Origin of the sequence: Vibrio owensii CAIM 1854 = LMG 25443, assembly GCF_000817815.1 — a bacterium.
Taxonomy (GTDB): domain Bacteria; phylum Pseudomonadota; class Gammaproteobacteria; order Enterobacterales; family Vibrionaceae; genus Vibrio; species Vibrio owensii.
On sequence record NZ_JPRD01000023.1, the window covers coordinates 136,398 to 154,940 of the forward strand.

Sequence of the window (18,543 nt, forward strand, 5' to 3'; positions counted from 1 at the left end):
TTATAACCAAGCCATCTTAGCCCATTAGAGGGAAATCTCCCCTTTACTTCTAAGAGTTTAGGGTCGTAAAAGCGATCTTCGTCATACCCTTGCAACGCCTTTATCTATAAGGGCTACAGCAATAATGAAACTTAATCATGACGACAAAAAACCTGATTAGGTTAAGGGTGCAATTTCAGATTAAATACCGCCAACGACTTAAGGTCATAATCTACAGAAACAAGGTATTAAATATGTTTTCAATCGGTGACGTAGTAGTAGCTACTAAAGGTATCGAACTAGGCGAAATGGTTGTTACAGGTCTAAGCAGCGGCGGTTTTTACGCACACGTTAAAGCTGGCGAAAAGACACTAACTTACCCAGCTAAAGATCTTAAGAAAGCATAATTACATTTGCTGACTTGCTAAAAAGGTAGCTCCCGAGCTGCCTTTTTTTGTGCCTACAATTCCTTCCTAAATTCCTACTTTATTTCGACCTGAATTATTTTTAATCAAATTTAATATGTTTGGTTAATATATTGTCGCCTCCGTCATTTTTGACTCATATCAATAAAAGCTCCGGTTTTAAGTTGTTGTTTTTATGTTGTATTTTTCACTTATTGCTGCAAGTGTCTGTTTTTATAAACTTTAGATGTTAAATTCGTTGCTCATCTAAATATTCGATTAATATCTATTCCTTTTTCCCATTTTTAAAAATATTGGCATTTCAATAACTTTCGCCCCAACTGATTTAGGGGAACAGTGATGAATAAAAAGAAAATAACACTAGGGATCGTGGGAGCAGGCTTGGTGGCTTACTTCGGCACCGTTTACATGGTGAACCAAGACGATAAAAAAGTGGCTCAACAAAATTTGGCGCAATTTAGTTCGTTAGACCAATCTACGCTGGATTATCAAGCGATGAAGGTGTTAGCGGATAAGGGTTGTGGCTATTGTCATACGCCAAACAGCGAAATGCCTTTCTACTCAGAAATGCCAGTGGCGAAACAGATCATGGAAGCGGATGTGAAGGTGGCCATGCGTCACTTTGACATGACCAATCTGTTCGACGACGTGAAGCAGAATGATCCTGTTTCTGAAGTCGCACTTGCTCGTCTTGAGAAGGTGCTTTACGACGACTCAATGCCGCCAGCGATTTACCTGACTATGCACTGGTCAGCAAGCATGTCGAAAGACGAAAAACACACCTTATTGAAGTGGATTCGTGAGAAGCGTGCAGAGCGCCATGCACAGTCTCCGGTATCTGAAGAACGTAAAACCAAAGTTCTACAACCAATTTACACCACGTTCGAAACCGATGCAGACAAGGCTGAACTGGGTAAGGTGCTTTATCACGACACGCGACTATCAGGAGACAATAGTGTCTCATGTGCGTCATGCCATAGCCTTGATACAGGCGGCGTGGACCGACTTGTAACATCTGTTGGTATTCATGGCCAAGTGGGTGGCATCAACGCGCCAACCGTGTTTAATGCTGTGTACAACAAGCTGCAATTCTGGGATGGCCGTGCTGCCGATCTGCAAGACCAAGCGGGTGGTCCTCCGTTTAACCCGATTGAAATGGGCTCTATGGATTGGGATGAAATCATCGACAAGTTAAGCCAAGACCCAGAAATGGTTGCGATGTTCAAAAAGGTTTACTCAGGTGAGATTAATGGTAACAACATTACGGATGCGATTGCCGAGTTTGAGAAAACCCTAACCACACCAAATAGCCGCTTCGACCAATACATGATGGGTGATACAAAGGCGCTGGACTCGCACGAGAAATACGGTCTAATGCTGTTCAAGAAGTACGATTGTCAAACCTGTCACGCAGGTGAAGCGATGGGTGGTGAAACGTTTGAAACCATGGGTATGAAAGCGGACTACTTTGCTGAGCGTGGTACTGATATGACGGACGCTGACCTTGGTCGTTACAACTTCACTGGCAACAAAGAAGACAAGCACAAGTTCAAAGTACCAACCTTACGTAACATTGAACTGACACCGCCATACTTCCACGATGGACATGCTGATACGCTAGAAAAAGCCATCTACGACATGGGTAAATACCAAGTTGGAGTGGAAATGTCGGATGAAGAAGTGGATGCCATCAAAGCGTTCTTGAAAACATTGACGGGCGATTATGAAGGCCGCCCTTTAAGTTAAGTTGAGGCATTACCGACAAGTTTGTCACCGATAAAACGATAGACTTCGCAATCGAGACCACCTTTGATTAAGGTGGTCTTTTTTATGGAACAAATTCAATCAAGTAGGGATGGGTATGATTGATCATTTTGAAATTAAAGTTGTGGATTTTGATGCTTGTGTCGTTTTTTATTCCAAGATGCTTACCCCTTTGGACATCGAACTAAAATGGTCGGACGAAGCAGCGGCAGGCTTTGGGTTAGTTGGTGAAGCCAATACGCGTTTCCTGATAGAAAAGGGTGCTCAAAGTGCCCCTTGCCATATTGCGTTTAAAGCCAATGACAAAGCGTCCGTCGAGGCCTTTCATAAAGCGGGTATTGAGGCTGGGTTTACTTGTCATGGTGAGCCAGGTTTGCGTGAACACTATGCGCCAAATTACTACGCAGCGTTTTTTTATGATCCCGATGGTAACAACATCGAAGCGGTGGCTTATTTATAGGGCGTTAGCTATAGGATGATCCAGTGGATACTTACTGATCGAACGATCGTTAGGTCATTGGTTTTACGATCAAGATAGAAGATAATCGAGCTCCTATTTCATCCCTATAAAAAGAACGAAAAATACTATGAAAGTTGTCGTCACAAAGGCAAAAAAACAGCACGCTCAAGGCATTACCGAAGTTCTCAATCCCATCATAGAAGAGGGCTTATACACGATCCTTGATACCACCTTCACCCCAGAAGAGGAAGAAGGCTTCATTGAAAGCTTTCCTGAAACGGGTGTGTTCAATGTGGCATTGAATGTAAAAGAAGAGGACGAGGAAGACAGCGCCGTGCTGGGTTTCCAAAACGTAGAGCCTTTTGCCAGTTATACCAAGGCATTCGCTCACGTTGGTATTATTGGTACGTTCGTCGATGCCAAATACCGTCGACAAGGTGTCGCTTCAGCGCTGTTTACTGCCACCTTTGCTGATGCTAAATCCAAAGGCTATGAAAAGTTGTTTGCTTATGTCCGAGAGGACAACCCCAACGCGCTCGCTACGTATCTAAAACATGGCTTTGAAGTGGTTGGTACCGCTAAGAAGCACGCCAAGGTTAACGGCCAGTACATCAATGAAGTTATGATCGAGAAGTTTCTCTAGCGCCTAGAAGGAAAGCAAGATGCACAAGTCAGCAGGTATCATCATTAAAAACGGCGCACTGTTAGTGCTGCGCTCAAAAGGCAAAGACACCTTCTATGCGCCGGGCGGAAAACTGGATAGTGGCGAAACACCAGAGCAAGCGTTGTGCCGTGAACTGCAAGAAGAAGTGAGCATTGCCGTGAAGGAAAATGCATTGACGCTGTTTGGTCGCTTTGAAGCGCCTGCACACGATAAAAACGGCATTACTTTGGTCATGGATGTGTTCTTCGTTAATGATTATTCGGGCGAGGTGGTTGCCAGTAACGAAATCGAAGAGTGCCAATGGGTAGATTCTTCAAACGTGGATGACATCGCGATAAGCACGATTTTCCGCAATGAGGTCTTCCCAAGCTTAGTTGAACAAGGATTAGTGAAATAACACTAAACCTCGAGCAGAATACAAAAACGCCCACAATGCGAACGTATTGTGGGCGTTTTCTTATGACCTGTTACTTAGCCAGTTTTTCTGCGTATTCGCTCAGGATTTGCTTGTAGACTTCAACTGGTTGAGCGCCTGTCACTGCACTTTCCATATTGAACACCACTGTTGGTACTGAGCTCACGCCAAGTTGATGCCATTGGCTTTCTTGATACTCTATAGAGTCAGCATTACTTGCATCGTCTAGGGTGGCGATGCCCATGTTTGCATCTAAACCAATGTCAGTCAGAATCGCTGCCAGTGTGCTTCGGTCAGAGACATCTTTGCGTTGACCAAAGAACGCCGCGAACAGGGCTAACTTCAGTTCAGTTTGCTTACCAAATTGCTCCGCCCACTGCAGCAGTACGTGTGCATCTCGCGTATTGACCATCTTCATGTCATCAAAGTAGTCAAAGTCGAATCCCACTTCTTTACCCAGATTAGTCAGGTTATCGCGCGCACGAACGCTGTCTTCCGGCGTTGTTCCGTATTTCTTCGCTAGGTGTTGGCGTAGGTTTTCACCTTCTGCTGGCATGTTTGGGTTCAACTCGAACGGTTGCCATTCCAACTCAATTTTGTCTTCCAATCCTAGTTCTTGAATTGCTTGTTCTAAGCGTTTGTAGCCGATGATGCACCAAGGGCAAACCACATCTGACACTACGTCGATTTTGATTACTGATTCCATAAAACAGACCTTACTTTTTCGAGTTATAAATTGGATATGGAGACCAAGAGTGCGAATTCAACCAGTTACCTTTTAGTAACCTGATGCTTTCTCACCGCGTTTTATCTTTCAGCGTATCTTTTTCTACAATTCATATTGACCTGTCTATAACTCTACAGTTTAAGATGCTTTTATCAGCGCTGAGGAAAATTACATGTATCGGATATCGGAACTGGCAGAGATGCTGGGTTTGTCTCGTACCACATTGCTCTATTACGAGAAGATTGAGCTCATCAAAGGGCAACGGTTAAGCAACGGCTACCGCGCGTATAGCGATGCGGATCTACAACGCTTGCGTTTTATCCAGCAATTGCAGAGTGGCGGACTGACGCTCAAGGAGTGTAAAGCCTGTTTGGAAGCCAAAGTAGATCGCCAGTTGATGTTGGAAAGACTCAAACAGCTCGATGAAGAGATTGAGCAAAAGCAGAAATCGCGACAGCTGTTGGCGGCACTGCTGGGTGAAACACCGTTAACCGATTGGCATGAATCGTTGGATGAAGTCGCGCCGGATGCGCACTTTAAATGGCTGATGACGCAAGGTTTTAGCGAGAAAGAAGCCCTTCACTTACGTTGGTTATCAAAAGATATGAATACTCACGACGACTATATGGCGGACTTCTTCCGCGTATATGAAGCCTTGGAGTTTTGGGGGCCTGGTTCAGAGCAAGATACGTTGAAAGCATTGAGCCTATTACCAACTCAACCTGATGAAATATTGGAAATCGGGTGTGGGCAGGGCATTGCGACTCGTACTTTGGCAAAACATGCACACATCACAGCGGTTGATAACGACGAGCCGTCTTTGCAACGCCTACAAGGCAAAGCTGAGGCTCTTGGTTTAAGTGACAATATCACTACGGTGTGTGCGAGCATGACAGAACTGCCATTTGCAGAAGGCTCGGCCGATGTTATTTGGGCGGAAGGCAGTGCTTACATCATGGGTGTGGAGAACGCATTCAAAGCATGGCGCCCATTGCTTAAAGACGGCGGTATCTTAGTGGTAAGCGATTTGGTGTGGAATACGGATACACCAAGCGAAGATACGGTGACATTCTGGCAAAAAGAATACCCAGATGTGGGCAGTGTCGAGAAGCGTATTGGGCAGGCGAAAGCAGCAGGCTACCGAGTGTTAGAGACATTCCCGATTAGCCAACAGGCATGGGATAACTACTACGTTCCTTTAGATGAGCGTGTGCAAAGTTTGAAAGCTGAGATGCCAGCATCACAAGCATTAAAAGACATACAAGTTGAATTAGATATCGTTAAACGCCGTGGTAATGAAGTGGCGTATCAGATGTATATCTTACAAAAAGATTGATAGAAAAATGAACGAAACAACAAATCAAAATACTCAAAAATCTAACTACACACTTTCTCCATATGAGAGAGGCATGAGCAGCGAGATGATCGCTTTGTTTACTCAAACCTTTTCTGATTCTGAAGGCGAAGCTGAAGGTAAAACCATTGGCTTACTCGTCGGCGATTTGTTAACTACAACGCCAGAGCAAGAATTGAAAGGCTTTGTTGCGAAACAGGGTGAGCGTTTGATCGCAGGCGTGTTGTTTACGCCATTAAGCTTTGAGAATGGTGAAGTGGGTTACTTATTATCGCCAATGGCCACACTGACAGAGTGCCAGGGTAAAGGCGTAGGACAAGCCCTGATCAACTTTGGCCTTGAACACTTGAAACAACAAGGCATCGAGTTGGTGTTTACCTACGGCGATCCTAACTTCTATTCGCGCGTTGGTTTCCAACAAGTGACGGAAGCGCAATTCAAAGCGCCTCATACTTTGAGCTTTCCACATGGTTGGTTGGCACAATCACTTGCAGGTGAATTGACGCCAATCCAAGGCTCATCCTCTTGCGTGCAAGGTTTGGATAGTCCTGCTTACTGGTAACCCATTAAGTTCCGGTCATTGGTTGGCCTAACCTGAACGAAAAAGCCCCTCTGCGATGAACTTGCAGAGGGGCTTTTTAATGCGTTCTACCAGGCATTACCTCACGGTAAGGACCATCTTGCCTACGTGTCCCTTCTCTTGGAATGCCGCTTGCGCTTGGTTGATTTCTTCAAGTGGGAACGTCTGTGCGACCAATGGTTTGATGTTGCCTTGTTCAATATGATGAACCAAGTTTCCAAACACTTCAGGCTCAAGGACAGTGCAACCAAAGAAGCTGAGATCTTTGAGATACAGAGTGCGCACGTCTAACTCAACCATTGCGCCGCCAATGGCACCTGATACCGCGTAACGACCTTTCGGGCGCAAGACTTCAAGGAACTGTGGCCACTGGTCGCCAGCAACCAAATCAACCACCACATCGATGCTGCTATTGCCAAGCGCTTCAACAAGATTTGCATTGCGTGGTACGACTTCATCTGCGCCCAACTCCAGCACTTGTTCATTTTTGCTTGGGCTTGTGATGGCAATAACGGTGGCCCCGCGCGCTTTGGCAAGTTGAATCGCCGCAGAACCGACACCGCCAGAAGCACCAGAAATCAGGACACGATCTCCCTTTGCAACACGAGAGCGAGTGAGCATGTTTTCTGCCGTTGAATACGAACATGGGAAAGACGCAAGTTCGACGTCAGTCAAATCCGTCTTTAGCTGGTAGGCGTGCTTGGCTGAGACCACGGTGTATTCTGCAAATCCACCGTCGCATTCTGAGCCAAAGTACCAAGGTGGATTAATGTTTTCACCGTTCACGTCGCTCAAGCAAGGTTCAATCAACACGCGTTCACCTATGCGGCGTTCATCTACCATATTACCCACGGCAACGATCTCGCCACAGACGTCAGCGCCTTGAATGCGTGGAAGAACCAGTGCATTACCACTCCAACTTGCGTCCTCGCTGTCGTTGTCGCCTTTTGAATACCACCCGATACGTGTATTGATATCGGTATTGTTCACGCCTGCTGCGGATACGCGAATCAGCACTTCATTCTCTTTTGGGGTTGGGACTGGAATATCTTGGCGGTATTCCAACATTTCTGGTCCGCCGTGACCGGTCAATAGAACACCTTTCATTGTGGTTGGTAGTGTTGTCATGATTAATCTTCCTTTAGCAATCTTAAAACAGCTTGTTGCGCAGAGTTCAGAGCCTCGTTACCCAGTACCGGCCAAGCGCTGGACACGCCTTCGTGCAGTAAGAACAGCTGCGTGGCGAGATCTTGGCGAAGGCTCTGTTTACCCAAAAATTGTCGAACGTCTTCTTTGTGTGCTTTCACGGTTTGGTTGATGATGTCGTGCTCGGGAAATGCCGCAATCGCGTTCATCGACATGCAACCATGTGGCGCGTAGTCTTCCATCCATTGTTTGAGCTTGTTGAATACGTGCTGAGTCGCTTCTAGCCCGGCTTGTGGCGAGTTATCCAGCAGGAAGTTTAAGTAGCGCTGGTGGCGATGCTCCAGTGCCGCCACGATCATGTCTTCCTTAGAAGGGTAGTGCTTGTACAAGGTGCGTAGGCTAACGCCACAGGCCGTCTTGAGCTGTGCCACACTCGGCTCGGCAAATCCAAGCTCGCTAAAAGCTTGTTCTAAACTGGCGGCGATCTGTTCTTTCAACATAGCGTCTTCTCATGGGTAGAATGAATGTTCTACTTTTAGGGTAGAGCGATCGTTCTACCTGTGTCAACTAAGATCGCAGACATAAAAAAACGGAGCCAGAAAGCTCCGTTTTAAATCATCAAGTTAGCGTTAAATATTTTTGTATTCGTCCAACACCAACTGGCTAATCTGAGCGATGACTTGGTCGCGCGCCTGCAACGATAAATCGGTCTCAGTAATGTAAATGCTAATGTAAACTGGCTTATGGTTTTCTTTCCAGATCATCGCCGTGATACCACGCGAGCCAAACCCGCCAGCACCAGAACGATCGGCAATTGACCAGCCTTTTGGCAATACAGAGCGCATCAAAGAATCGGAGACTTTGTTGTCTTGCATCCAAATCTTTAACTGAATACGTGATTCGTAAGATAGTGCATCGCCTTCTAACAAGGTGTGTAGAGTGTTTACCATGGCGTTAGGCGTTGTTGTATCTTGCTTATCGCCCGGTTTTGCTTCATTCAATCTTGGTTCAAAACGGTCAAGACGAGTGGCTTTATCGCCAATAGAACGTAAGAATCTGGTTACACCATGCGGACCACCAATGCTGCGTAAAACGATGTTGGCCGCGGTGTTGTCGCTCATCAGCATTGCGGCTTCACAGGCATGTTCAATACGGGTAGTTTGGCCTGCCATTCGATCCATGACCGGTGACCACACCACCATGTTGCGCTCTTCGACTTTCGCGGTGGCGTTTTTATCAAGCTTTTCGCTGTCCATGTCTTTCAGCATGGTCGCGCACGCCAGCGTTTTAAAGGTACTCATCATTGGGAAGCGCTCGTCGCCACGATAATCCCACTTTTCGTCTGTTTGCGTGTCCCAAACAGAAACGCCAATGCGACCCGTAATGTGGTCTTCAATTGCGGAGAGGTCTTCATTCAGTTTGGCGGCGTACGTTGCACTCGAACAGACTAACAATCCGAGTAGCAGAAATAGCTTTTTCATTATTGATTTTCTTAGTGTTATTTATTCCAGTTCGCACTTTGGCGAATTTAGCCGGAACTATAACGAGTGAATACTCTAATGACTGTTAGATTCTTGTCTTTTTTCTGTAGGAATCCTTGCATATGTCGAGCTTTACCCGCTTTTACTCTTATTGACGTTGCTTTACATGTGAAGCGCTAAAGTAAAGTTGTCGATTAACCGAGTAACCAATCATGAAAACATTCCGCAATCTCATCTGGGCAATGATCGCCGCGATGTCCGTATTATGGTTTGCGATGGAACCGCAGCTTTTCTCTTCTACCAATGTGTTTGAATGGCGATCTGCCATGATCCAATATTCAGGCATTCTGTCTTTGATGCTGATGTCTATCACCATGGTGTTGGCAATGCGCCTTCCTGTGGTTGAAAACTGGCTACATGGCATGGACAAAGCGTATCGAGTGCACAAATGGCTCGGCATCGGTGGCGTTGCATTAGGTCTTGCGCACTGGCTTTGGTATCAAGTGCCGAAGTGGCTAGTCATGTCTGGTGTATTAGCAAGACCAGAGAAACACACAGGTGCAGGGCCGGAAGGTAACCTTTCTGGAATCGAGGCTTGGATTCATGGTCTGCGCGACCTTGCTCAAGGCATGGGTGAGTGGGGCTTTTACATGCTATTGGTTTTGCTGGTGGTTTCTCTATGGGGCGCAGTGAAATACAAACCCTTTAAACTATCGCACCGCTTTATGTCTGTGGCGTATTTGCTGATCGCGATTCACTCCGTACTGCTGCTCAAACGCGCGTATTGGGGTGAGCCTGTTTACTATCTTACTGTTGGGTTTGCCGTCGTCGGCTCGATTGCTGCACTTTACAGTTTGTTTGGCTTCGTTGGTCGTCGTAATAAACATTCTGCGGTTGTGGCGTCGACACGTTACTTCCCTCAAGCTGAAGTGATGGAATTGGTCGTTAAACCAAATGCGTCTTGGCAAGGGCACAAGGCGGGGCAATTTGCTTACTTACGTTTTGGTGATGAAGATGCCCATCCGTTTACTATCGTATCTGGCAGTGAAAGTAATGAATTACGTTTCCTAATCAAAGAGCTAGGCGATTTTACTACCGGCTTGTATGAGCGCGTAAAAGCGGGCGATGCAGTAATGGTAGAGGGGCCTTACGGACGTTTGGAATTTGATTTAGAGAAACCTCAAATCTGGATTGCTGGTGGGGTAGGGATTGCTTCTTTCTTCGCCGCTTTGGAAGCATTGAAAGTGCAAGCGCAAACTAGCGACGTTCACCTGTTTTACTGCAGTCGCGGTATCGACGGCCAGTTGGTCGATGAACTTTGGCACTTAGCGCACCAAGCAAGCGTCAAACTGCACGTGATAGATACCATGAAATCGCCACGTTTGAATGCTGAGCGTATTGCGGCTCAGTGTGGTGATTTGAACCAGTATGAAATGTATTTCTGTGGACCAGAAGCTTTCTCAAAAACACTGAAAAAAGAGCTAGATGCGCATCAATTTAATATTAAGCAGAGTTATCACGAAGAGCTATTTATTATGCGCTAAGTGTCAAGATTGTTAGTCATAAGTTAGCTCAGCGGTGAGCTTTTTAAGCCTCAATTTCGATATTCAGAAATGGGTAGGGTAATAAGCAAATCCAAACCGAGAGAGTAAAGATGACTATCACATCAAAACGCATTCTAGCGCTAACAACATTGGCAACAGTGACCGCTTCTGGCCACGCATTGGCAGAAGGACGTAATAATTCGATTGAAGCGGGTGCGACCTTTGTTGGCGACCACGAAATGTACACCTTGGGTTACAGCCGCGATGTGGGTAACAACATTGTCACCGGTGGTGGTATTTTTGTTGGCTCTGACGCAATTGATATGCCCGTAAAGAACGATCAAGACGCTTGGGGTATGTACGCGAACATTGGTTACCGCTTTGAAATTGCTGAGTTCGATATCATTCCTAAGCTTGGTATCAACTACTTTAATGCGGACGTTGATATCAATGGTGGCACTCACTCTGGCCAGAGCATGAACATTGATAGCGTTTACGCTTCTGTTGGCGGTACGGTTAACTGGCGCATGGTTGGCCTAACGGTTGATTACGGTAAGATCAACGACTCAGCGGTTAACCCGATCAATGGTAAAGAATTTGAAGAGGATGTGGTTCGCGCTACGTTGAGCTTCAACTTCTAACGTTTTTCATCGACCTTTATATTTTTATCGTTTTATTGCACATACTGCTTGTTTGCCGCCTGTACCGGGCGGCTTTTTTGTATGTCCAGTATCGCGATGGCCATTGACGTTATAAATCGTTGAGAATATCGGACAGGTGCTTTTCTAATTTCACTATCGTTGGGTGTTGATAATAGCCACGGTGAAACTGCAAGCCGATATCAAAGAACATCTGAGCGTTATCCTGAATCAACGGAATCTTCTTGATGCCTTGCGGCAAAGCCGAATTGGGCAGGGCAAAGCAAATCAGAACATAATCGGTTTTGATCAACCAATCCAAAGCGGCATGAACTGATGGCACGGTTAACCGTCTTTCCAAAGCAAACCCAAGTTGGCGTTTCACCCTCTCGTAGTAAATGGCGTCATCAAGTGCGCCCATCGACACTCGCACCAGTTTTTCGTTTTGTAGGCGCTGAATATCAATACGTTCATGTTGCCAAAGCGGGTTGTTCTGCGAGGTATAGAGATACAAACCTAGTTCACCGATTTTCCGCTCAACCACGCGTTCATTCATGACGGAAGGGTAACCAGAAATACCGACGGCGAGTGAGCCCGCTTTTGGAAATTCGATGCCTTCAAGATTCCAATCCACCATTGAGAAGTCAGCGATATTGTCGTGTTGGCTGAGCAATTCGAGTAGCGGTGTGGTGAGAATGGCGCTAAGAGGGTTTGGGACAAAAAAGCGAAATTGGGTCGGTTGCGTAGCGGCTTCAAGAACGTTGACTTGAGTTTGAGCAGACTCCAGTTGTTCTAACGGCTCCTCGATAATGTTCATGAGCTGGCTGCAAAACAGGGTCGGGAAATACAGCCCTTTATTGGCAATGAACAGCTCGTTACCAAATAGCTCGCGGCAGTCAGCCAGTTGGCGATTAAACGTGGCTCTGCTGATATCGAGCGTATGGCACACCTTGGGCAACGACTTCTGTTCAAAAATCAGGTTTAAAAAGCGATACAGGTTGAGGTCTATGGAGTGTTTCACAAAGCGCCTTAAGCATAAATTTACATCGTTGGTTACGACATTGTGTGGTGTTCAAAGGTTCAAATTTGAGCTTCTTAACCGTCAAAAATGCGCACGTAATCCACGTATTCTGAAAGTGGTAAATCGACGTATTCATTGCTCGGAGGTGTCATGCTTAAAGATCTGGTTGGCTTATTCATTTTGGTGCTTTTGCTTAGCGCTCCAGTGTTTGCAGAAGAGAGAGAACCCTTTATCGCCGGTGGCGTGACTTTTTTGGATGAGCATGAGGTCTTGAGTGTAGAGATGGGTGCAGAAGTGTTACCCAATATCAATTGGTCACTTGGCTTCAACGCACCGATAGATAACGGTGAGCAAGAGCACTTTGGTACGCATTGGGCAGAGAAGCAAGTTTGGGGATTACATACTGCGTTGGGCTACGAAATTCGCGTAAACGATGTGTTGGCGATAACGCCGCGTATCGGGTTGAATTACAACAATGTCGAGATTGAGTATTTTGAAGAAGAGACGGGTGAGTATGTCGACACAGACAGCCAAAACAACTTTGAACCAACCTTAGGTGTCAAAGTCGATATTGCCAGCATTGGACTTATTGTTGAAGGCTACAAAATTGACGAGGACATCAGCTTATCGGAGGAAGATGAGATGGCGGTTCGAGTCATGGCAGCCTATAACTTCTGAGCCGATGTCAGTTCGAAAGCATGGGTTCAGAGAGAAAAAAGGAGCTGAAATGTCAGCTCCTTTTGGGTGTGTAAGTACAATTTACAGAGTAATGTTCTTTGTCATCCCCGCTTCTGCATGGCCCGGGATGTTACACGCGAACTCAACGTTGTTGTCACCGTGGAAATGCCACAATAACTGCTTCGCTTTGCCCGGTTCTACCGTCACAGAGTTGCCCGAGTCGTGCATGTGAGCACCGCTCATTGTCTTCATCATTTCGCGATGTTCTAGCTGCTCTTTGGCAGAACCGATTGTGAACTCGTGGTTGATCTTGCCGGTGTTCATCACCACAAATTGCACCACATCGTTTGGCTCAATCTTAACGTCTTTCTTGAACTTGATGGTCATGTCATCACCCAAGATAACGTGTACCACCTTGTCTGGCTTTGCCCCTTTTGCTGGCATACCTACTGCCGACATGCCCGGCATATCCATCATCTTTGAATGGTCCATTTTACTGTGGTCCATCTTCATGCTGCCGTGGTCCATATTTTCATGTTTCATATTGCCATGATCCATGTTTGCGTGGTCCATGCTTGAATGATCCATTTGGGCAAAGGCAGCCGTTGTAGTTAAGGCTAGAGCAAGAGTGATTAGTGTCTTTTTCATTTTTATATCCTTGTTTTAATTCATTAATAACTTGGTTACTTCCCCTCAAAACGGATTGTTTGAGGGGAAGGTAGGGATTACGCCTTGTTGCCAGTGCGATCTTTGCTGTCGGCGTTTTCGATTTGATTACCAGCTTGCGTACTTGCTTGACTAGGAGTTGAGTTACTTGGGCGCAACTCGCGTTGTTTCCACAGCTTGAAGATGGCTGGAAGTACCAAGAGCGTCAGTAGCAGTGCCGATGCCATACCACCAATCATTGGTGCGGCGATACGTTGCATCACTTCTGACCCTGTACCTTCGCCGTACATGATCGGAATCAGACCAATAATGACCGTTAGTACCGTCATCATTACTGGGCGAACACGTAAGCCTGCACCTTCGCGAATGGCATCGGTTAGGTCTTTCGCCTCAAGCTTTTGTTGGCTCTCTTCCGCATCGAGTTTTTTGTAGTGCCACGCTTGGTTCAGGTAGACGAGCATGATGACCCCAATCTCAACTGCGACACCTGCTAGGGCAATAAAGCCGACCCCGACGGCAATCGAGAAGTTGTAGTTGAGGATATGCATGAGCCACAAACCACCGACCATAGCGAGCGGTAGGGTAAGCATGATGATCATCACTTCGCCGACACGACGGAAGCTGAAGTAAAGCAGCAGCATAATGATGGCGATGGTGATTGGTACCACGACACTCAAGCGATCTTTCGCACGCTCCATGTATTCGTATTGACCAGACCAAGCCAACGAGTAACCTGCAGGAAGCTCCAGTTGATCTGCCACGACCTGTTGCGCTTCCACGACGTAAGAACCAAGGTCACGACCATCGATGTCGACAAACACCCAGCCGTTTGGACGTGCGTTTTCCGTCTTGATCATTGGAGGACCGTCTTCGTAACGAATGTCTGCTACGTCAGCCAGTGCAATACGAGCGCCATTTGGTGTCACTAACGGTAAGTTTTGCAGTTTTACCACTGAGTCACGGTAGTCTTGTGGGTAACGAACGTTGATTGGGTAACGCTCCAAGCCTTCGATGGTTTCACCCACATTCATGCCGCCCACCGCGGTCGAGATCACCTGCTGAACATCTTTGATGCTTAAACCGTAACGCGCTGCCGCACGACGTTTAATGTCGATCGTGACATAGCGGCCTCCTGCTACACGCTCTGCATAAACCGATGCCGTGCCTTGTACACCATTAAGAATTGGCTCCAACTGAGAACCGATTTTCTCGATCACTTTCAGATCGGGTCCGGCGATCTTGATACCGATAGGGGTTTTGATGCCCGTTGCCAGCATGTCGATACGCGTTTTGATCGGCATAACCCAAGCGTTAGTAAGACCAGGGAACTGAACCAGACTATCGAACTCTTTGCGTAGCGACTCGGTTGTTACGCCTTCACGCCATTGATCGCGTGGCTTCAACTGAATCACGGTTTCGATCATGGTGAGTGGCGCTGGATCGGTTGCAGTCTCAGCACGACCAATCTTGCCCCATACGGTTTTCACTTCTGGAACGGTTTTGATCAGCTTGTTGGTTTGTTGTAGAAGCTCGCGCGCTTTACCAATCGAGATACCTGGGTAGGTCGTTGGCATGTACATCAAGTCGCCTTCATCCAGCGGTGGGATGAACTCGCTACCCAGTTTACTGGTTGGGTAGTAAGCCGACGCCATTAGACCCAATGCAATAACAATCATGGTCTTAGGGTATTTTAAGCTGGTGTTCAACAACGGGCGGTACAACGCGACCAAGCCGCGGTTAACCGGGTTTTTGTGTTCCGGTAACACCTTACCACGAATGAAGTAGCCCATAAGAACAGGGACGAGTGTGATTGCCAAACCTGCTGCCGCTGCCATGGCGTAAGTCTTAGTGAACGCAAGCGGCGAGAACATCTTGCCTTCCTGACCTTCTAAGGCGAACACCGGTACGAAGCTAAGTGTAATGATCAGCAACGAGAAGAACAGCGGTGCGCCGACCTCCTCTGCGGCTTTGCCAATTACTTGCCAGCGGTTCTTGTCGGTCAGTGGTGTTCGTTCAATGTGCTTATGAACGTTTTCAATCATCACGATTGCGCCATCCACCATGGCACCAATGGCTATCGCAATACCACCCAAGGACATGATGTTGGCGTTGATGCCTTGCCAATGCATCACGATAAACGCACTAAGAATTCCGACAGGTAGACTCAGAGCGATAACCAATGAAGAACGAATGTGGAATAGGAACAACGCACACACAATCGCAACGACGATGAACTCTTCTGCAAGCTTCTTCCATAGGTTTTCTACCGCTGAATCGATAAGGGTAGAGCGGTCGTAGGTTGCCACAATTTCTACGCCTTCTGGTAGGCTGCGTTGTAGGTCTGCAAGTTTGTCTTTGACTTTCGCAATCACTTCACTGGCGTTTTCACCAAAACGCATCACGATAACCCCACCCACAGCTTCGCCTTCGCCATTCAACTCAGAGATACCACGGCGCATTTGTGGACCAAGATTAATGTCTGCGATGTCTCCTAATAGTAACGGCGTGCCTTTCTCGGTGACTTTTAGAGGCAGTGATTTGATGTCTTCAATGCTGGTTAAGTAACCCGTGGTACGAACCATGTGTTCGGCTTCCGCAACTTCGATAACGGACGCGCCGGTTTCTTGGTTGCCGTTTTGGATTGCCATGTTCACTTGTTGCAAAGTGAGGTTGTAAGCACGCAGCTTGGCAGGATCAATCTGTACTTGGTATTGCTTCACCATACCGCCCACGGTAGCGACTTCAGAGACGCCATCAACGGTTTGCAACTCGTACTTCAAGAACCAGTCTTGCAGGCTGCGAAGATCAGCCAAATCATGCTTGCCAGTTTTGTCTTGTAATACGTAGCTGTAAACCCAGCCTACGCCTGTCGCATCAGGACCTAAGGTTGGTTTTGCGTTCGGTGGGAGCTTTGGTGCTACTTGGCTTAAGTACTCCAACACGCGAGAACGTGCCCAGTACATGTCGGTATCATCGTTGAAAATGATATAAACATAAGAGTCACCAAAGAAGGAGTAGCCACGAACCGTCTCAGCACCCGGCACGGCAAGCATGGCGGTTGTAAGTGGGTAAGTGACTTGATCCTCGACGACTTGAGGAGCCTGACCTGGATAGCTTGTCTTGATGATCACTTGCACATCAGAAAGATCCGGAATGGCATCAACAGGCGTATTCTTTACACTGTAAAGTCCGCCTAATACAAGAGCTAAGGTCGCGATCAACACTAAGAAACGGTTGCTCAATGACCAACGAATAATTGCACTGATCATAGTGATTCCTCAACCGCCTCTGTTGCTGGCGTTAGCTGTTTAAGAATGTAATCAGATCCTTGTTTTTCAACTAGAAACCGAACTTTTTCTCCTTCTTCAAAACCTGATAAATCCACCTCTTCACCGACAGAGAAGTTCATTTCGCCCGCATCCCAATTCCATTCTGCTACTGGTAGGTGGTTTAAGGTAATCATGCCAAAATCAGCCATCAGCATCGTGATGTCACCAGTTAGCCAAACTTCAGCTGCAATGACGCTGTTGTCTGCCTTATAGTCAACGATTTGATACTGACCAGATTCTGTTTTCTGCATTTCAAATTCGATAGCCTGACCTTTTTTCAAGTTACCCATCTCGACGCCATCAGCAAAAGTAAAGTTCATCACCATGCCTGGCCAATCCCATTCTGGTACCGGCTGGTGGTTAATGGTCAGCATGCGGTGATCTCTCATTACATCTGTGATTTCGCCTTTTGCCCATGCCGTTTCTGCCGCTGCTTCTATGCCGTTGATGCGAGACAGATCTGCTGACTGGCTTGATTCAGAGTCAAGCATGAAGTGAGATGACGTTACGATCTTGTCGTCTTGTTTAAGTCCTTGTAATACTTCGATTTGTTCGCCAGCTTCACGACCGACTTCAATTCGAGCAGAACGGTATTTGCCATTACCTTCAGCCAGAACAACGCGAGTCATGCCGCCGGAGCGAATAACGGATGACTTAGGAATGGTTAATACCGCATCGTCAGTGACAGGTTGCAACGCGATATTGGCAAACATGTTAGGCTTTAGATCGCCATTTGGGTTAGGGAACTTGAGACGTACGCGTAACGTACGTGTTTTCGGGTCGAGGATTGGGTACACGTAATCCACGACACCTTGCCATTCAGTACCAGGAATCGCGTCAAGGGTCATCGTGGCTTGAGAGCCTGCTTTCATCCAGTGTGCTTGACGCTCAAAGACTTCTGCATCAACCCAAACATTGTCCAAAGGACCGGCACTGATCACCGCTTGAGCAGGGGACAAATAGCCACCTTCACGCACGTTTAAGCTAGCGATAACGCCATCAGCAGGCGCTTTGATTTCAATGGTTTGCGATGCTTTACCGCTACGAGTAATGGATTTGATTTGAGCACGGTCAACCCCAAGCGTTACCAAGCGTTCGGTCGCGCCTTTTACAAGGCCTTTGCGGCCAGTGCGGTACGCATTCAGCAATTCTTCTTGTGCTTTAACCAGTTCAGGAGAGTAGAGCGTGAACAGCACATCGCCTTTCTTCACTTTCTCACCCACGGCATTGATGTAGAGTTTTTCTACCCAACCCGCCACACGAACGTTGGTTTGCCATAACAGACTTTCATCAAAGGCAATATAGCCAACCGTTTCGATGCGTGGTGATAGCTGTTGTAGTGTCGCGTTTGCGGTTTTAACCCCGAGGTTGTTCTCTACTGAAGGGTCAATAGTCACTGTACCCGGTGCGTCTTGTTCACCGGATAGGTCTTCTGCGTAAACCGGAATCAAATCCATGCCCATTGGGGACTTACCCGGCTTGTCGCGTTTGTAGTTCGGATCCATTGGGGCAACCCAGTAAAGCGGATCATTAGAGCTTGCAGCAGACTCGCCACCCATCGCACTCATGTCATGAGTTGAGCCCGTAAGAAAATGATTAGCACCAAACCCTAAAGCACCACCAACAATCAGCGCGATGGTTGCAACTTGTAATGTTTTCATTGTTTTACCTT

General features: G+C 46.9%; 18 protein-coding genes. 10 read left to right on the forward strand and 8 right to left on the reverse strand.

Translation table 11 applies throughout. The annotated features are described in order from the left end of the window. Positions 1-233 precede the first annotated feature (233 nt). The 5 genes from H735_RS31405 to H735_RS14235 all read left to right on the forward strand — a co-directional run bounded on the left by H735_RS31405 (position 234) and on the right by H735_RS14235 (position 3,689). Positions 234-386 (forward strand): hypothetical protein, encoded by a 153-nt coding sequence (locus H735_RS31405; RefSeq protein ID WP_005452601.1) that lies wholly within the window; start codon positions 234-236, stop codon positions 384-386. Positions 387-743: 357 nt separating this feature from the next. Continuing rightward, positions 744-2,150 carry a cytochrome-c peroxidase gene (locus H735_RS14220; protein WP_020194736.1) on the forward strand — a complete coding sequence of 469 codons (1,407 nt, stop codon included), beginning with the start codon at positions 744-746 and terminating at the stop codon, positions 2,148-2,150. Positions 2,151-2,265: 115 nt separating this feature from the next. Then, positions 2,266-2,628 carry a VOC family protein gene (locus H735_RS14225; protein WP_027726575.1) on the forward strand — a complete coding sequence of 121 codons (363 nt, stop codon included), beginning with the start codon at positions 2,266-2,268 and terminating at the stop codon, positions 2,626-2,628. A gap of 127 nt (positions 2,629-2,755) precedes the next feature. Beyond that, positions 2,756-3,271: a GNAT family N-acetyltransferase gene (locus tag H735_RS14230; RefSeq protein ID WP_020194738.1), complete on the forward strand. Its 516-nt coding sequence runs from the start codon at positions 2,756-2,758 to the stop codon at positions 3,269-3,271. A gap of 19 nt (positions 3,272-3,290) precedes the next feature. Next, positions 3,291-3,689, forward strand: a complete 399-nt coding sequence (locus H735_RS14235; protein WP_020194739.1) for an NUDIX hydrolase — start codon at positions 3,291-3,293, stop codon at positions 3,687-3,689. Between the two features lie 70 nt (positions 3,690-3,759). Here the strand turns inward: H735_RS14235 and H735_RS14240 are convergent, their stop codons facing one another. Beyond that, positions 3,760-4,413: a DsbA family oxidoreductase gene (locus H735_RS14240; protein WP_020194740.1), complete on the reverse strand. Its 654-nt coding sequence runs from the start codon at positions 4,411-4,413 to the stop codon at positions 3,760-3,762. 193 nt (positions 4,414-4,606) lie between these two features. On the opposite strand from H735_RS14240, the gene H735_RS14245 reads away from it, so the two are divergent. Together H735_RS14245 and H735_RS14250 are read left to right on the forward strand one after the other, a co-directional pair. Further along, on the forward strand, positions 4,607-5,770 hold the full coding sequence (locus H735_RS14245; RefSeq protein ID WP_027726576.1) for a MerR family transcriptional regulator: 1,164 nt from the start codon (positions 4,607-4,609) through the stop codon (positions 5,768-5,770). Positions 5,771-5,777: 7 nt separating this feature from the next. Then, positions 5,778-6,350, forward strand: a complete 573-nt coding sequence (locus H735_RS14250; RefSeq protein WP_020194742.1) for a GNAT family N-acetyltransferase — start codon at positions 5,778-5,780, stop codon at positions 6,348-6,350. Between the two features lie 96 nt (positions 6,351-6,446). Here H735_RS14250 and H735_RS14255 read toward each other — a convergent pair whose 3' ends face one another. The 3 genes from H735_RS14255 to blaCARB form a co-directional block, all read right to left on the reverse strand. Continuing rightward, on the reverse strand, positions 6,447-7,496 hold the full coding sequence (locus H735_RS14255; RefSeq protein WP_020194743.1) for an alcohol dehydrogenase family protein: 1,050 nt from the start codon (positions 7,494-7,496) through the stop codon (positions 6,447-6,449). A gap of 2 nt (positions 7,497-7,498) precedes the next feature. Continuing rightward, positions 7,499-8,014 carry a TetR/AcrR family transcriptional regulator gene (locus H735_RS14260; RefSeq protein ID WP_005435424.1) on the reverse strand — a complete coding sequence of 172 codons (516 nt, stop codon included), beginning with the start codon at positions 8,012-8,014 and terminating at the stop codon, positions 7,499-7,501. A 129-nt stretch (positions 8,015-8,143) separates the two neighbouring features. After that, entirely contained in the window at positions 8,144-8,995 is an 852-nt protein-coding gene (blaCARB, locus tag H735_RS14265; RefSeq protein ID WP_009706224.1) for a CARB/PSE/RTG family carbenicillin-hydrolyzing class A beta-lactamase, read from the reverse strand. 212 nt (positions 8,996-9,207) lie between these two features. On the opposite strand from blaCARB, the gene H735_RS14270 reads away from it, so the two are divergent. Together H735_RS14270 and H735_RS14275 are read left to right on the forward strand one after the other, a co-directional pair. After that, entirely contained in the window at positions 9,208-10,539 is a 1,332-nt protein-coding gene (locus tag H735_RS14270; protein WP_020194744.1) for a ferredoxin reductase family protein, read from the forward strand. Between the two features lie 110 nt (positions 10,540-10,649). Beyond that, positions 10,650-11,180 carry a hypothetical protein gene (locus H735_RS14275; RefSeq protein WP_009706222.1) on the forward strand — a complete coding sequence of 177 codons (531 nt, stop codon included), beginning with the start codon at positions 10,650-10,652 and terminating at the stop codon, positions 11,178-11,180. A gap of 109 nt (positions 11,181-11,289) precedes the next feature. On the opposite strand, the gene H735_RS14280 is transcribed toward H735_RS14275, so the two are convergent. Further along, positions 11,290-12,198, reverse strand: a complete 909-nt coding sequence (locus tag H735_RS14280; protein WP_020194745.1) for a LysR family transcriptional regulator — start codon at positions 12,196-12,198, stop codon at positions 11,290-11,292. A gap of 150 nt (positions 12,199-12,348) precedes the next feature. Between H735_RS14280 and H735_RS14285 the strand changes: the two genes are divergently transcribed. Then, complete coding sequence (locus H735_RS14285) at positions 12,349-12,876, forward strand: autotransporter domain-containing protein (protein ID WP_020194746.1); 528 nt, start codon at positions 12,349-12,351, stop codon at positions 12,874-12,876. Positions 12,877-12,957: 81 nt separating this feature from the next. Here the strand turns inward: H735_RS14285 and copI are convergent, their stop codons facing one another. The 3 genes from copI to H735_RS14300 all read right to left on the reverse strand — a co-directional run bounded on the left by copI (position 12,958) and on the right by H735_RS14300 (position 18,532). Continuing rightward, entirely contained in the window at positions 12,958-13,524 is a 567-nt protein-coding gene (gene copI, locus H735_RS14290; RefSeq protein WP_020194747.1) for a copper-resistant cuproprotein CopI, read from the reverse strand. 77 nt (positions 13,525-13,601) lie between these two features. Then, positions 13,602-16,811, reverse strand: coding sequence for an efflux RND transporter permease subunit (locus H735_RS14295; protein ID WP_020194748.1), 3,210 nt, complete (start codon positions 16,809-16,811; stop codon positions 13,602-13,604). Continuing rightward, complete coding sequence (locus H735_RS14300) at positions 16,808-18,532, reverse strand: efflux RND transporter periplasmic adaptor subunit (protein WP_020194749.1); 1,725 nt, start codon at positions 18,530-18,532, stop codon at positions 16,808-16,810. Before H735_RS14300 ends, H735_RS14295 begins: the two co-directional genes overlap by 4 nt. Between the last annotated feature and the right edge of the window lie 11 nt (positions 18,533-18,543).

Bases quoted from the DNA above. Each gene is read 5' to 3' on its own strand.
- H735_RS14235 (WP_020194739.1), top strand. From the start codon at position 3,291: ATGCACAAGTCAGCAGGTATCATCATTAAAAACGGCGCACTGTTAGTG.
- H735_RS31405 (WP_005452601.1), top strand. From the start codon at position 234: ATGTTTTCAATCGGTGACGTAGTAGTAGCTACTAAAGGTATCGAACTA.
- H735_RS14260 (WP_005435424.1), bottom strand. From the start codon at position 8,014: ATGTTGAAAGAACAGATCGCCGCCAGTTTAGAACAAGCTTTTAGCGAG.
- H735_RS14300 (WP_020194749.1), bottom strand. From the start codon at position 18,532: ATGAAAACATTACAAGTTGCAACCATCGCGCTGATTGTTGGTGGTGCT.
- H735_RS14245 (WP_027726576.1), top strand. From the start codon at position 4,607: ATGTATCGGATATCGGAACTGGCAGAGATGCTGGGTTTGTCTCGTACC.
- H735_RS14255 (WP_020194743.1), bottom strand. From the start codon at position 7,496: ATGACAACACTACCAACCACAATGAAAGGTGTTCTATTGACCGGTCAC.
- H735_RS14230 (WP_020194738.1), top strand. From the start codon at position 2,756: ATGAAAGTTGTCGTCACAAAGGCAAAAAAACAGCACGCTCAAGGCATT.
- H735_RS14270 (WP_020194744.1), top strand. From the start codon at position 9,208: ATGAAAACATTCCGCAATCTCATCTGGGCAATGATCGCCGCGATGTCC.
- H735_RS14250 (WP_020194742.1), top strand. From the start codon at position 5,778: ATGAACGAAACAACAAATCAAAATACTCAAAAATCTAACTACACACTT.
- H735_RS14220 (WP_020194736.1), top strand. From the start codon at position 744: ATGAATAAAAAGAAAATAACACTAGGGATCGTGGGAGCAGGCTTGGTG.
- copI (WP_020194747.1), bottom strand. From the start codon at position 13,524: ATGAAAAAGACACTAATCACTCTTGCTCTAGCCTTAACTACAACGGCT.
- H735_RS14285 (WP_020194746.1), top strand. From the start codon at position 12,349: ATGCTTAAAGATCTGGTTGGCTTATTCATTTTGGTGCTTTTGCTTAGC.
- H735_RS14295 (WP_020194748.1), bottom strand. From the start codon at position 16,811: ATGATCAGTGCAATTATTCGTTGGTCATTGAGCAACCGTTTCTTAGTG.
- H735_RS14225 (WP_027726575.1), top strand. From the start codon at position 2,266: ATGATTGATCATTTTGAAATTAAAGTTGTGGATTTTGATGCTTGTGTC.
- H735_RS14240 (WP_020194740.1), bottom strand. From the start codon at position 4,413: ATGGAATCAGTAATCAAAATCGACGTAGTGTCAGATGTGGTTTGCCCT.
- H735_RS14275 (WP_009706222.1), top strand. From the start codon at position 10,650: ATGACTATCACATCAAAACGCATTCTAGCGCTAACAACATTGGCAACA.
- blaCARB (WP_009706224.1), bottom strand. From the start codon at position 8,995: ATGAAAAAGCTATTTCTGCTACTCGGATTGTTAGTCTGTTCGAGTGCA.